The organism is Blautia sp. TM10-2 (assembly GCF_003480845.1).
Taxonomy (GTDB): Bacteria; Bacillota; Clostridia; order Lachnospirales; family Lachnospiraceae; genus Fusicatenibacter; species Fusicatenibacter saccharivorans.
In genome coordinates, this window is record NZ_QUJZ01000013.1 from 23291 (window position 1) to 37515 (window position 14225).

17 protein-coding genes are annotated in these 14225 nt (G+C 41.9%); 1 reads left to right on the forward strand and 16 read right to left on the reverse strand.

The window, feature by feature from the left end; all coding sequences use genetic code 11:
• Window positions 1–11: 11 nt before the first annotated feature.
• The 7 genes from DXD92_RS13640 to DXD92_RS13670 all read right to left on the reverse strand — a co-directional run bounded on the left by DXD92_RS13640 (window position 12) and on the right by DXD92_RS13670 (window position 3945).
• Window positions 12–515, reverse strand: a complete 504-nt coding sequence (locus DXD92_RS13640) for an antirestriction protein ArdA (protein ID WP_055158607.1) — start codon at window positions 513–515, stop codon at window positions 12–14.
• Window positions 516–541: 26 nt separating this feature from the next.
• On the reverse strand, window positions 542–1033 hold the full coding sequence (locus DXD92_RS13645; protein ID WP_055200583.1) for an antirestriction protein ArdA: 492 nt from the start codon (window positions 1031–1033) through the stop codon (window positions 542–544).
• Between the two features lie 83 nt (window positions 1034–1116).
• Window positions 1117–1644, reverse strand: a complete 528-nt coding sequence (locus tag DXD92_RS13650) for a YcxB family protein (protein WP_005334889.1) — start codon at window positions 1642–1644, stop codon at window positions 1117–1119.
• A gap of 79 nt (window positions 1645–1723) precedes the next feature.
• Window positions 1724–1945 carry a hypothetical protein gene (locus tag DXD92_RS13655; RefSeq protein ID WP_004844214.1) on the reverse strand — a complete coding sequence of 74 codons (222 nt, stop codon included), beginning with the start codon at window positions 1943–1945 and terminating at the stop codon, window positions 1724–1726.
• A complete protein-coding gene (locus tag DXD92_RS13660) occupies window positions 1942–2076 on the reverse strand; it encodes a DUF3789 domain-containing protein (RefSeq protein WP_005611092.1) in 135 nt (44 codons plus the stop codon). The genes DXD92_RS13655 and DXD92_RS13660 overlap by 4 nt, the downstream gene beginning before the upstream one ends.
• A 3-nt stretch (window positions 2077–2079) precedes the next feature.
• Window positions 2080–3312, reverse strand: coding sequence for a MobT family relaxase (gene mobT / locus DXD92_RS13665; RefSeq protein ID WP_117980761.1), 1233 nt, complete (start codon window positions 3310–3312; stop codon window positions 2080–2082).
• A gap of 219 nt (window positions 3313–3531) precedes the next feature.
• Complete coding sequence (locus tag DXD92_RS13670; protein WP_118640745.1) at window positions 3532–3945, reverse strand: hypothetical protein; 414 nt, start codon at window positions 3943–3945, stop codon at window positions 3532–3534.
• A gap of 107 nt (window positions 3946–4052) precedes the next feature.
• Between DXD92_RS13670 and DXD92_RS13675 the strand changes: the two genes are divergently transcribed.
• Window positions 4053–4253 (forward strand): helix-turn-helix domain-containing protein, encoded by a 201-nt coding sequence (locus tag DXD92_RS13675; RefSeq protein WP_117613155.1) that lies wholly within the window; start codon window positions 4053–4055, stop codon window positions 4251–4253.
• Here DXD92_RS13675 and DXD92_RS13680 read toward each other — a convergent pair.
• The 9 genes from DXD92_RS13680 to DXD92_RS13720 all read right to left on the reverse strand — a co-directional run bounded on the left by DXD92_RS13680 (window position 4245) and on the right by DXD92_RS13720 (window position 14223).
• Complete coding sequence (locus tag DXD92_RS13680) at window positions 4245–5636, reverse strand: FtsK/SpoIIIE domain-containing protein (RefSeq protein WP_118640747.1); 1392 nt, start codon at window positions 5634–5636, stop codon at window positions 4245–4247. The two genes, DXD92_RS13675 and DXD92_RS13680, sit on opposite strands and share 9 nt — an antisense overlap.
• Window positions 5637–5739: 103 nt before the next feature.
• Window positions 5740–6135, reverse strand: coding sequence for a DUF6483 family protein (locus tag DXD92_RS18765; RefSeq protein WP_008704173.1), 396 nt, complete (start codon window positions 6133–6135; stop codon window positions 5740–5742).
• 66 nt (window positions 6136–6201) lie between these two features.
• The gene (locus tag DXD92_RS13690) at window positions 6202–6537 is read right to left on the reverse strand and encodes a DUF3784 domain-containing protein (RefSeq protein ID WP_021982867.1); all 336 of its coding nucleotides are present in this window, start codon (window positions 6535–6537) and stop codon (window positions 6202–6204) included.
• A gap of 92 nt (window positions 6538–6629) precedes the next feature.
• A complete protein-coding gene (locus tag DXD92_RS13695; protein ID WP_117456837.1) occupies window positions 6630–7013 on the reverse strand; it encodes a YdcP family protein in 384 nt (127 codons plus the stop codon).
• A gap of 15 nt (window positions 7014–7028) precedes the next feature.
• Window positions 7029–7352, reverse strand: coding sequence for a YdcP family protein (locus DXD92_RS13700; RefSeq protein WP_117456838.1), 324 nt, complete (start codon window positions 7350–7352; stop codon window positions 7029–7031).
• A 178-nt stretch (window positions 7353–7530) separates the two neighbouring features.
• Window positions 7531–10584, reverse strand: a complete 3054-nt coding sequence (locus tag DXD92_RS13705; RefSeq protein WP_118640749.1) for a VaFE repeat-containing surface-anchored protein — start codon at window positions 10582–10584, stop codon at window positions 7531–7533.
• A gap of 346 nt (window positions 10585–10930) precedes the next feature.
• Window positions 10931–12013 (reverse strand): hypothetical protein, encoded by a 1083-nt coding sequence (locus DXD92_RS13710; protein WP_117510090.1) that lies wholly within the window; start codon window positions 12011–12013, stop codon window positions 10931–10933.
• 171 nt (window positions 12014–12184) lie between these two features.
• Window positions 12185–13129 carry a CobW family GTP-binding protein gene (locus DXD92_RS13715; RefSeq protein ID WP_055267686.1) on the reverse strand — a complete coding sequence of 315 codons (945 nt, stop codon included), beginning with the start codon at window positions 13127–13129 and terminating at the stop codon, window positions 12185–12187.
• Between the two features lie 32 nt (window positions 13130–13161).
• A complete protein-coding gene (locus tag DXD92_RS13720; RefSeq protein WP_022461674.1) occupies window positions 13162–14223 on the reverse strand; it encodes an NAD(P)-dependent alcohol dehydrogenase in 1062 nt (353 codons plus the stop codon).
• Between the last annotated feature and the right edge of the window lie 2 nt (window positions 14224–14225).

Consider the following 14225-nt stretch of genomic DNA (forward strand, 5'->3'; position numbering starts at 1 on the left):
TCTGCCAGCCCTTAACGCAGTACCTCACAGATACCAGCGTTTGTTGCAATAAATGTCCCCTCTATATCGAGGTCACGCCCGTAGGCTTCGTAGTCAATATAATTCTGTAAAGAGGACGGGATTTCTCCGAGTACCTGTTCTTCATCAATCAGATAGTAGGCTAAATCGGTCATCGTTTCACAGCCGGAATACAGAATGATGTCGTCCTTATGCTCCACCAGTTCTTCCAGACTTCCATAATAGGATACGAAACTGTCCAAGTCGTCCAGCAGGTAATCTGGTAATTCTTCCAACTGCTCATAAATACGGTTCAGTTCTTCGATGGAAGTATATTCGCTAATCTCCATCGGGAAGTTGTCCGTATCGTGGATTGCGTATTCTTCGTACTCTGCATTTAAGCCGATACGTTCTGCAATCACTTCTTCGTCCAACGGAAAAGAGAACCAGTCCCCGACCAGTTCTCCCTCATTGTACTTGCCAAGATTGGCTATATAGACTTGCATATCATCAATCATAAGCGGTCACTTCCTTTCGGTGTCTATCAGAGCTTGAACATACCATTGTTGCAGAGAGCATAACGTCCTTTTTCTTCCAACTCATGGGCGTAGGCTTCCAGATTAAAATATTTCTTTCCCTTTTCGGATAGTGCAGAAAATTCAATGTTATGCTCCAAGCGGTAACGGGCAACGTCCATGATGTTGTGGCATTCTGGATAAAACAGAAATTCTTCCGACTTCTGCAATAAATCCTCAACACCGCCACAATACGGAATCAACTCTTTATAAGCCTGCTGAACCTCTGGCGATAAATCCGTGTAAGCAAAGTACAGCTTATTTAAGCGTCTGACAGAAGTTGTCCTTACAATGTCGCCAGCAAAAGGAAGTTTCATATCTGTGATTTGATAATCTTTGCTGTCAGCTTCCACACCGAGCAGGTCACGGAACAGCTCATAATCAATGGGTAAATCAAACCAGCGAGAGGTTTTATCCTCTGCTGATTTGGTCGTTTCAATCAATACGCTACATTCTTCCATCGTAATTCAGTCCTTTCTTCTAATTTTGAGTATGAAAAAAGCAGTCGATCATAACTGAAAGACTGCTTAACTCTAAAACAATATTAAAGCGTTTCTTCTTTTAAATTCTGACTCAAAAGGGATTTTAACTCTTTTACATCATTTTCAGACAAATCATTTTGATTAACAAGAACCATTTCATTTTTTATTGTTCTGATATATATGTAATTTCTGAAAATCCCCCAACATTTAAAGGCGTTCCAATGATTAGTCCCGTTACCGATATCAGAACTAACTGTAATACCATCGGTATCAAAACAATATTCACGTTTTCCCGAAGTCAATTTATTATCCATCTTTGAATGAACAATATTTATTACTTTTTTCTGAAATGTGTTAGCTCCGTTTATGATAATCCAGATAAAGAAAACTGAAAATAATAATCCAATAATACCATATCCAATACGACTATTCATAAAACAAAGAATCGTATATATTAACATTATGACAGCCATCACAGACGATAACCCTGTTGCAAATTTACGTTTCTTTACATTTTTATCACTGGCTAAAACGATTTCTTTTAAAATATCTTGTTCTTGCTGTCCGATTTCAATACTGTATCTAACCATAATAAGAATCTCCTTTAAACATTTTAATGATATTAGTATATTACCACAAGTTTGTGTTCAAAATGTGGGATTCTTAATTTTACGCTCCAATAATCTTATTAAATAACTGTAACAATACGTCTTTTACGCCGGACGCATTGAATACAAGACCAACGGCTACTAAGGCAACTACCAAGAATCCGATAAGTTTGGAAAACTCACGCTTGAATCCCAAGTAGATTCCGATAACAACAATCGCCATCAGCACAAGGCTCTGTGCGTTGCTTAAAAACCAGTTATAAAGGTTCTGTCCAAAATTCATGCTTTCTTTTCTCCTTTCAGTTCCATCATTTTTCGGTCAGACTGTCTGCCAGCCTGTAAAATACACATGGCAATCACGCCAACTGTTCCACCTAAAGAGAAGAACAGGAAGTCAAATAATAATCGTTGCATTTTTCAATTCTCCTTTTCTAAAATTACATCTTCGGTTGATGTGGTCTGTTGTTCGATTATCTTGTAGTGCTTTTCCGTCAGTTTCGTGGATTTACGGATTTCTTTCAGATAATCAATCCCTGTTTTCGCTGTGATTGTTTCCAGCATTTTGAGTGTCGGGTCAACCTGCCGTTGAATCCAGCGTAGGGTTCTGTCCAGTGTGTAAGGTTCGGGTTTGGTCGTGAGCTTTAACGGCTCTCTGTTTTCCCCGATGAACCACGCCCAGCGGACAGATAATTTCCAGTCGCTCCGTTTCTTGTCTGCTTCCTTATCCACAAAGCGTACATAACGGTTGATAATAGAAAATGCCGTCCGTTCAGCGTCATAGTAAGTCAGCAGGTCACGGACAGCATAATAAGCACGTTCATTTTTTAACCGTATTTCAAATCTGTTTTTTATCGGTGCTTCCTCAATGGGAATCCCAAGTTTGATGTACTGCTCATAGCTTTTTTCATAAACACAGAAGTACACCTCACTTTTCAATGAGCCGATATAAAGCGTATACCCCATACCAGCCTTGTCCTGTTCCTCATGCTTGACCAGTTCGCCGGAAGCATAGGACTTAAAGGAACGGAACACCGATACACATTCCTCATTCCGGCATTTTTCGGTCAGTTCTGGAATATCTAACATTCCCGTATGGTCATTGATGGCAAGGTCAAGACGTTTCATCACACCGCCGTCCACCAGAGCGTCCATAAGGAAGTCATACCAGCTCCGTTCCTGTGCCAGCAGATAACTTTCAAACTGGCGACAGCCTTTTCCTTTCAGTTCCAGCAGGACACCTTTTTCTTCATCGGGGGAAGTATATACGAAAATATCTCCAATGTAGTAGTGTTCCGTGTAGCTGTAATGCCCGAAGTCCTCATGTATCATGTACTGGATATTGAGCTGTAAGATGTCCTTAATGATGTGTCCAATATCCAGTGTCGGAAACCGTATCCTCACATAATCAAACAGCATGGTAAGAGGTGCTTCTGGATTGAATTTTTCCAGAGCTTCCAAAAGTTTCACTTTCATTTCTTCTGTGACCGCCACCTTGCTGGATTCGATACGGCTTAAATGTTCACGGCTGATTCCAGCCATGACCGCAAGTTTCGTCTGGGATACACCGTACTGCAAACGTTTGTCTGCAAAATCCTGTATCCACTCTGTATCATTCAGTGCGATACCCCCTTTACGAAAAAACTGTGACATTTTTTATCCGATGTCACAGCAGTAAAAAAAGCTACCAAACGCTTGATTTCAGCCAAGAATCGGTAACTTTTGTGTATGTTTCCTTGTGATTTGTGCCCCTCTGTTAGATACCGAGGGGCTTGATATTGCTGGCGTGGCTACCGCCACACCAGCAAGGCTAGTCCGTACCTGTGGCTTTCGCTCCGCACGCCACCTGTCCGTCCTGCCTTATGTGTGCAATCATTCCATTTCCAGAGTAAATTTTTCTGGATTGTCCACAATATTGTATGAACCGTCTATCTGGTTCTCCTGCTGATAGGAAAAGCTAAATGCCGAGTTGCCGGATTCAGCGTCTTTCTGGTTCTTGTAGACCGTAACAGAAAGTGCGTGGGGAATCTGAATATCATAACTGAAACGGACACTGTGAAAAGAATTGTCCCTGCATTTTTCAAATATTTGTTCCGCACATTTCTGTTGATCGGTCACAATCAGAGTGTTGAGTATGACTGACACCCGTAGCTCATAATGGTTATCCGAGCCAGAGCCGGACGAAGAAGATACGTCCATCTGCCGACCCCATTGCAAGTAAGACAGGCTTCCTGCCAAGAGCAGAAGTATAGTGATTGCTATAATTATTGTCCGTTTTCTTATCATTTTAATTTCCTCCATACACCTGTATTACAGTACAAGTGTAGAGCAAAACAGCTTATTTTTCAATACAGCTATATTTATAATTTGATTAAAAGACGAGGTAAACAAAAATGACAGTATACATGGATTTAGAAAATCTTCTCAAAGAAAAGAATGTCAGTAAAAACAAAGTCTGTGAAGCCTGTAATTTACAGAGGACACAGCTCAACAACTACTGCAAAAATAAAGTAACCAGAATCGACTTCTCCATCTTAGCAAAGTTATGCGAATATCTGGACTGCACACCTAATGACATCTTGAAATTAAAGTAAGGCTTCGGATTGTTCCAAAGCCTTTTTTTCTGTTCTCCTTTCTACAAGTTCCCCAATCGTACCCAAGAAATCATAGCTTTTGGGTACAAGGGGAGTATAAAATTCCGATATGACACTTGTTCCCACATCACAGTATCCACGCCCTTTGATTCGCTTCTGGAAAAACTGTTTTTTTACATCACTTCCAAAGAGCATACCGTAACCGAGTTCACTCATGCGACCAAGTCCCACACGGAAGTTGAAATTATCTCTGATACCATCTCCGAAATATTTTGCGTCTGGACGCTGGCAAGCTACAATCAGAAAGTATCCAGCCTGTCTGCCGAGCATAACAATTTTCTTTAGCTGGCTTAACAGAGCAGTGCTTTCCTTTGTCGTCAGCATTTCCAAAAACGCCACATATTCATCAAAGATAAGGAATTGTGGAGCAAGCCCCAGATAGGCGTAGTTTTCTCCTGTACGGTAGTTCGGGTGCAGTTTCATTTCCTCACTTCGCCGTACCATGCCCTCATAAAAGGCATTGACGCAATCAATCATATCGTCTTTCGTGTGGTAGACATTTCCCATGACCGTTCCCAAGTCTGCAAGGTCAGCGTTCTTCGGGTCAAGAATGTATAAATCCGCATTGGTTCTAAGCAGGGCTTCAATGATGGTCAATAGAAAATATGTCTTTCCACCACCTGTACCACCGCAGATAAGGGCATGGGGAAGCGAATCGTATTCCCACACCAAATTTTTCATTAACCGCAGACCACCATTTTCGGCAATCACTTCATCAATCGAAATACGGTTCGCTATCATATCATAGAGCAGGGTGTATTCGATGTATCCGTCATGCAGTGTTTTGTCAGTAAGTTCACAGTACAGCCCCGATTCCAGCTTATCCTCTAAGGACAGGAGCTGTTCTTGATATTTTCCCATTGTGATTTCACACAAAATATGCAACAATCCATTGTCCATCTGATAATAGATTTTCGGAAACCACACGATTTTTTCTCTTGATCTGCTTTGCAGGTCAGTGAAAAAACCGCTGTCTTTGGTGTTTTCCGCTTCATACCATTTATTTTCCAGCACCATACGAGCCAGTTTTTGTCGGTGTAACAACCGCTTGATACGGTCATATCCGTAACGGTAGTAGAGAAAAACGACCAATGCACAAACACCAGTCGCTATCAGAACCGTAATGGAATTGTAGGCAGTCCATGTGATTCCGGCATGGAGCAGGTTAAAATCTTTCCAGTCGGTAACAAGGAGCTGTCGCAGGTTCAGTAGCAGGAATACCGCAACGAACAGGAGCAACAACCAGCCGATACAGAAATGATAGACCAGTGATTTGTCACTGGCACGAATCCTGTTACCTTTAGAGTTTTTCCATACTTTCATATAAACTCCTTTCTTTGGACGTAAGAAAAGCAGTTAATCATGTAGACTAACTGCTTTGTGAATATAAATATAAAATTATAAAGGCTGATTTTTTAATTCTGTATTACTCATCATATTTGAGCAAATAAAGCAAATCGCTATATCCCGATTTCATAAGTAATTGTTTGAAACCAGAAAGCACTTCTTCTTTTGTATAATTGTTGTTTTCCAAAAACTGATTATCTTTTTCACTAAGGTACTGATAAAAAAGAGCCACCGCCATTACTTCGTTTTTGTTTGTATAGTCAATGCTATCTAAAAGTATGTTCTCTGCTTCGTTAATCTGTCCTAAATCAATCATATTAAGAAAAATTTTCAAATTTTTTCCCGATACTTCATACTTGTTTTCTTTTTCAAGTTCAACAGAAACATACTTTTTCCCAAAGGCTAATGAAAATAATACTCTTACCATTTCTTTTATCATTCGCATGATGTAATCTTTTTCATCGGTAAAATTCATTTTCCCATCTCCTTAAATGTTGGTTTAATTGTTTGGAACATATAAGCTAACTTATAAAACTGGAATTTACTTTAATAAATATTTTTCAAACGCTTTATGATTATCAAAGTGGACTTCTCTAAAAAACAGAACTAACCAAATAATATAGGTTGGTATAGCTATATATGGGGTTAAAAAGCAGGATAATAATGCTCCTGCCAACATTATAATAGCCCACATAAAGCACTGATTTCTTATATCACGAGAGATATGAGCTTTATCATACAATGCCTGTTCTTCTTTAGAAAATGAATTAAATCCTGAAACAAATTTTGCTGCTTTTTCCTTAAAAATCGCAAATAACACACCTATAATCAGAAATGGTATTACCAAAATTATACACGACCAAAATCCTATATTCATAATACATACCTCCGCTTCAAACTCCGATTTGATTTTTTTATATTATATCAACCCCATTTGAACAATACAATGAAAATCCATTAGTTACAAACTTATTTCTTCGGCGGTTGCTGTGAAACATTGTTCTGTGGATTTCCGGCATGAGTGCCTTTATTTTTCAAAACAATATCATCTGCCTTTACATACCAGTCCACATCTGCACCACGATAATTCGCATTTGCCACTGTATCCGCAACAGGATTGATAAGTTCCACTTCGGCATTATAATCATAATCCTTTAACGGAATAGTCGCCGGAACTGACACCTGTATCATACGTCCCTGTGTGTTGCACTTCAAATCGTAGGTACGTTCTTTGATTTCCTCACTGACCGAGCCATCTTCATTCTGTACATGAACTTCACGGCGTAATGCGGAGAACTTCAACACTCCGAAAGTCTTTTCTTTATCAATGACGATTCCATTTGCTAATCTCATAATCTAAATACCCCCTTATTTATTTTCTGCTGGTAACATATCGTCTGCAAGTAAGATGTAATTTACAAATCCACGTTCCCCGATTTTATAACCATCGGTAGTAATACGTGGATTGATAAGTTTTACTTTCTGCTCCGGCAAGAAATGTTTTTCGCCAGCTTTGGCAGGAAGTGTCACAACTACATCATCTGCTCTCTGTACATCGGAATACAGGTTGTAGCTCCTGTTAATGACAGCCATACGCCCATTGATTCTCTGCTGTTCCGTAGTGTTTTCTCCGGCAAACTCCAAGTTTCCGAATGTCTTTTCCATGTTTGGTACGACAAATCTTAATTCCATAAATAATTGACCTCTTTTCTTTCTGTTTTAGTTTCTTTCCTGCTGTACGTTGTGGGGAGCTACACCCCCCACGCCCCTAGTAGACTTCACGCTCCCGTAAACCAAGTGCTTCACGGGAGCGTGAAGTTGCAAAAAGGGTGGCGACCTTGAACGTTCCACCAACCGCTACGTTACTGCCTTACGATTTTTTTCTACGGCGTTTGAAGTAAAGCATACCGCCAAGCCCTACGCAGGAAAGACCGAGCATGGCAAGATAAGCATAGATATTGGTATTGTCGCCTGTTTTTGGACTGTCACTTGTCTTAGTAACCGTAGATGCTGTATCCGGCGTGTCGGTATCCTTTGGTGTGTCTGGGACTTCCGGCACTTCCTTGATTGTCACGGTCTGTCCATCGTCTGTGATGTCCTTATGTTCCGTCACTTTCTTTGGTTCGTCTGGATTGGTCATATCGTATAATTCCTCAAAAGTAACAAGGTTTTTACCACCAAGTGAAGAACCATCAAAGGTAAACGCAATCTCAACCGTCATTTTTTCACTGTCGGCTGTGAACTCATAATCATTGGATACTTTCTTTCCATCAATCAGAAGTTCGGCATTTTCCTCTTTTAACATCTGCCAGCCGGAAAGTTTGTATTTTGTTCCAACTTCCAGACCATCTAATGTGACTTTATCCACAATCGTTACATCTTTTCCGGCTTCGATTTCTTTCTTGCCGTTCTTGTCCGTAGCAGTCGTATGGATTTTGATGATACGTTCCGTGATAAGAACCGTCTGTCCATCATCGTTGATGTCTTTATGTTCGGCAACCTTGACAGGCTCTTTCGGATTGCTCATATCGTACAATTCCTCAAATGTAACAAGGTTCTTACCGCCAAGAGCTGAACCATCAAAACTGTAAGTAATCTCAACCGTCATTTTTTCGCTGTCAGCAGTGAATGTGTAATCATTGTCTACACGTTTCCCGTCAATCAGAAGTTCGGCGTTTTCTTCCTTTAACATCTGCCAGCCGGAAAGTTTATATTTTGTTCCAACTTCCAAGCCATCAAGTGTGACTTTGTCCACGATCTTGATGTCTTTTCCGGCAACAATCATTTTTTCGCCTGTTTTCTTGTCGGTAGCTGTGGTATGGATTGTGATTTCTTTTTCGTATTCATCGGTCAGTGTCCCTAAATCTACGGTCACTTTATTTCTGGATACGACTACCTCAAAAGCTGGAATCAGCTTAAATCCGGCGTTGGAATCACACTTTAATTCCTCAATCACATAGGTATCATAGAGTAATGCACCTTTGCTGTCGTCTGGTTCAGATGTCCCAAACCATACACCGTCCTCACTGGATTTTCCGGCATTAGTATTGACCTTATGGGAAGCCCAGCTTGAAGCAGTGGAGAACTGACCGTTGTTGTCAGTAACTACAATATGGGATTCTCCCGTTGTCTTGCTTGTAATTCTGAATGGAACACCTGCAAGACGTTTGTGTGTACCTGCACCGATTTTTACACCCTCAATATCGCCACGTTTAATCTGGTTGTAGACAGAATGAGATTTGTCGGTCAAGTCCACGATTTTTCCATCTTCCGTGATAGAAAAGTCGATTGTTTTTGCACCGTCTGTCAAGTAGCCCTCTGGTGCTTTGCTTTCTTCTAATCTGTAATTTCCGTAAGGGAGCAGGTCAGCAGAAGTAGAAGCAATTCCGTCAATGCCTGTCTGAATCTTCTTTACGGTTTCATTCTTGTTATATAATTTTCCCTCAACCAGTACAGGATTATCATTTAAGGAAATGATGTTAAACTCTGTGTACTGTAAGGTCGCACTTCCCTGTGCTTTGATATCCTTTGTTTCAAGGTCACGCTTCTGGATTTTTACACCGCCACGGATAACCTTGTCGGATACGGAATACTGGTTGCTTCCAGATAGTACGGCAAGTTCGCCATCTTCGGAAATCTGTGTAAGGTATGTTCCCTTAATCTGTTCGGAACTTCCGTCAGCCTGCATATATGCACCATCTAATAAGTAGCCGTTTGGTGCTTTTGTTTCTGTGACAGTGAGTGTACCAAGTGGCAGTACATTTTTACTGTCCTGTGTATAGAAGCTGTCGCCGGATACTTTGTAGCTGTCGGCAAGTCTGGATACATAATGGATAGTTCCGTCACTGTCTTTTTCGGCAACGGTTTTGGTTGTCCATGTACGGGTAGCCTTTGCAGGAAGATTGTCTGCATTGTAGTAGCCGTCATAATAGCTCCATGTGAACTCTGCACCCTCTAAAGAAGCATTTCCCTGCGGAGTGGATTTTCCTGTTTCCATGTCGATTTTAAATAAGTCAATCAAAGTTTCTGTGACTTTTGGAGTATCCGCAACAGTCAATGTCGCTGTTTTTCCAACTTCCACATTTAAGGCATGGACAATAGAATCCAGCTTGTAACCCTTTGGAGCAGAAAGCTCTTTGATGTAAACTGTTCCGGCTTTTACCTCAACTTCTTTGGTATCGCCGTTTCCATCGGCAGTAAGTGTGGCAAGCTGGCTGTTACAGCCCTTATCAGAATAGACACCAAATGTCGCACCCTCAAAGGAATAGTTGGCATTTCCATCTGTGACCGTGGGATTGGAAGAAGTCTTTTTGACCTTTGCATTTCCCACATTTAACTTCGCCCAGAACTGTCCGATGTCCTGTCCTTCGCCAGTATAAATGTAACCGCCACATTCATAACGTCCCTTGTTTGCTTTCACAAATGCTTTCGCACCAGCGTACACTTCATTCTGTACCGCCTGTGAAATTTCATTATAGGAAGCTCTGACGTTATCGCACTGCCAGCCGAGCTGTTCACTCAATCTCTGCCAGACAACACACTGTTCCAGCAAGTATCCCTGTTTGTAATTCAAGTTCGTATGAGAAGCGGTATATTGCTTGACGTACTCTAAGGAAAGAGCAACGTCCGCAATTTGATCGCTACTCATACGGGTGCTTGCGTCAGAACGTGTTTTATATCCATTCTTAAAACTGGTATTGATGTCCACACAGTAGGCAGTTTCGCCCTCAACTTTCATGTGTCCCTCATTGAATGTAGATTTGATAGAACCGTCATTCATAACGTGTTCAATGTAGCCGACACGTTCTGCTGATTCTGTCCAGTATTGATTGCCGGAAGCATGAACCGCCGTCACTGGTAATGCCGTGAGAATGGTTGCAAAAGCAAGCGTTCCTGTCAGCAATCGCTTTACTAGCTTATTCATATTTCTTCTTTCTCCTTTCGATTTTGGGTATGAAAAAAGTCGTCCATTTCTGAACGACTGGAAATAGAAAAGGAACGCCAAAAGTGTACGTTCCATAGTCTATAAAATATTTAATTTTTCTCTCTGGTGTGCTATCTGACGCCAATTTTGACCCCAAATTTCTGAAAAATGACGATTTTTGATGAACAGCTACAAATTTTCAAAATCCGTGAATCCCTTGTAAATAGGGCGTTACGGGACTATATGAAACTAGACAAAACCAACGTCACAATAACAATAGGTGAGTGCTAATTTTTTTTATTTTTCCCGACGCTCCTTTTCTCCCTCCCCCCCCCCTAAAAGATTTTTATTCATCGCCGTACACAGCAATAAAATGAATCAGTGCCTCTGTTTCGGAACTGGCATACTTTTTGGCAGATGCTTCCAGCGGCTGTGATTGATATGCTTCAAACGAATCGCCCTCGTCGCGTCCAGATATGTAGCGATTATCATTTAGTTTCCACTTCCTCATTTCTTCAAAATAAGCAGTATTCGCCATTTCCGAATTCCAGTCCATTCGCTCCAGCAGATAATACTCCATTCCATGATAACATTCTTCGCAAATTCCCGTAAAAAATTCTTCTGCTGTCTGAGATGTTAAATGCTCTGGAGCATACCATATTTCGTTCTCTTCATTATTATATAATGCAACGCAATTCGATGATCCTGTCTCTTTCACATACAGCGGAATTTCGGGAATTCCAAGTCGTTCTGTTTCAAGCCGTACCATCTTCTGCGCTGCAATTGTTCTTTCTTCCAGTGTTTTTTGCCTCCATTCGCTCTCCTTTAAGCTCAGCAGAAATTCTTTATTTTCCTGAAAAATGTTCTCCTGATTCTGGACGAGATTATAGTCCTTTTTTCGTTCGTAAAGTTCTGCCACTCCGGACGGAGACTCAAGCTTCCAATATATCATCATACAAGTCGGTACCATACTCACGCATACTGAAACAAACAGAAATGCGTTTAAGTCACTTCTTTTTAATCTCCAGAATTTTTTCGGAGAATATTTTCGTTTTTTTCTATGTAAATCTCTTAAAACCGTAACAAGAAATATCCCATCCAGCACTGCAAGAAACAACACAATTTTCAGTGAATATTGGGCAAATAAAAACAGCATCAGTATGCTCGGCGGAAATGTATAGAATAAAACTTCATTTGCAGTTCCATCTGCGCAGTAGCTTCGAATGGGTGAGGCCAGCCACAAAATCAGGCACAGCGCATAGGCAAAAAGCATTGTCCCCGACGAAATATGGACGGAACATTCTGTAATATATACCTCAACCTGTTTCACATACATCACATACAAGATACAGATCGGATATAAAATCGAGCTTTTGCTCAACCAGTATGCCGCTGATTTTCTTTCCCGTCTTCTTTTCTGTTCCTCCATATCAGATCCCCCTGATTTTTCTTTTGTTTTATTTGAAATACTTGTATGTTTATTTTAGCGTAATTTTTCGTTTTTGCCTATCCTTCGTTTTTCAGTTGAATCTTTCTGTAAAAACCAAAATTGCGAAACCCTGTTTTGGCAGGACTCCGCAATCTCTTTTTCCTATTTACTTTATGATACATGACGGGCAGCATATTTCATTTTCTGGTTTCCGGCGCATTTCTTAAAATACTGCCGGATCGCATCTTCGTTCATATCGTTTCCGATAAACACAGCCTGGCCGGCGTTTTTCTGTTCTGTGCCGGTGATGCTGTAGCGGTGATCGGCGACATCAAATTGGAGAAACTGGTCTCCGGCTGCGAACTGTCCTTTTGCACGGATGATATTTCCAAACGCTCCGCGAATGATCTGTTCCAGAAAACACCACAGGGTTTCCGGTGCCTCCATTCGGATATTTTCGAAGGAGAAGGTCTCCGGCATCTTTTCGCCGCTCTGCGTATCCTGTACTTCTTTCTCATATCGGCCGCCCAGCAGCAGGCTCTGGTAATCTTCCCGTGTCATCGTGGATGCATAATCCGTGATGATTTTTGCCTGCGGGTTAATTTCCTGCAGAAATTTCTGGATGCGCTGTTTTTCTTCCGCCTGGCATGCTTCTGTTTTGGAAACAATGATCGTATCCGCGCTTCGGATCTGATCCTGATACAGCTCGGGATATTCCGCCATATAGCGGCGGTAACTGTAAACATCCACAATAGTGACCGGCGAGAGAAGCTGAATTCTCTCGTACTCGATCTGACGCAGATTTTCTATAATCCGGGCGAGACTTCCGACGCCTGTCGGTTCTACGATCAGGTATTCCGGGTCTACCACATTGGCAATGGTCAGCACGGATGCTGCAAAATCCTTTTTCCCGATGCAGCAGATGCACTGCTCTGTCATTTCCCATACATTTTTCTGCGTTCCTTGCCGGTTCTGGCCAAGACGTGCGCCGTCGATTCCTGCGGCTCCATATTCATTTTCCAGTATGGCAAACCGCTGATCGACGTTCCTGGCCAGCCGTTTGATAAATGTTGTTTTTCCCGCGCCCAAAAAGCCGGATACGATCAATATTTTCATACGTTTCCTTTTTCAGTCAAATTTTCAAATCATCAGTCAGCCAATTTAACGACTGGTTTGATTAAATCCTTCGGTTTATCTCTCATGAGGAACAGTGCTTCTTCCAGATGATCCCATCCATCAAACACATGTGTGGACAGCGGGCTGACATCCAGCTTGCCTGCCGAAACAAGAGCTCCCAGTTTTTCCATGCGGAGTCTTCCGCCAGGCATCAGGCCTCCGTTAATCTGTTTGTGACCCATTCCAACGCCCCACTCTACACGCGGAATATCAATGTTGTCACCGGATCCAAGATAGTTTACATTTCCGATCTTTCCGCCCGGTTTCAGGCATTTTACTGCTTCTGCAAAGGTTTCTACACCACCGCCGGCGATGACTACTTTATCAACACCTTTTCCATCTGTCATATCAAGTACCTGCTGGAAAATCGGTCCGTTCTTGTAGCTGACAAAATCCGTTGCGCCGTATTTTTTTGCCGCTTCTACGCAGACCGGTCTCGTTCCGACAGCAATGATTCTCGATGCGCCGCGCATATTCGTTCCGGCTACCGACATCAGACCAACTGGTCCGATTCCGATGACAAGAACTGTATCACCAAACTGTACATCGGCAAGCTCTACGCCGTGGAATCCGGTCGGCACCATATCGGAAAGCATGCACGCGTCGACAACATTGATGTTTTTCGGAAGCAGCGCAAGGTTTCCATCGGCATCATTTACATGAAAGAATTCAGAAAAGACACCATCTTTGAAGTTGGAGAATTTCCAGCCTGCCAGCATTCCGCCGGAGTGCATGGAATAACCAGCCTGTGCTTCCAGAGAATTCCAGTCCGGAGTGATGGCCGGCACAAGAACCCGGTCTCCCGGTTTGAAATCTTTTACGAGCTCTCCGACTTCCACAACCTCTGCACAGCACTCATGGCCCAGAATCATGTTATGACGGTCACCGATGGCCCCTTCCCATAAAGTGTGGACATCTGATGTGCAGATGGCAACTGCCAGTGGACGGCAAATGGCATCCATCGGCCCGCATTTCGGGCGTTCTTTCTCGATCCATCCGGATTCACCGATTTTCAGCATTGCATAACCTTTCATAT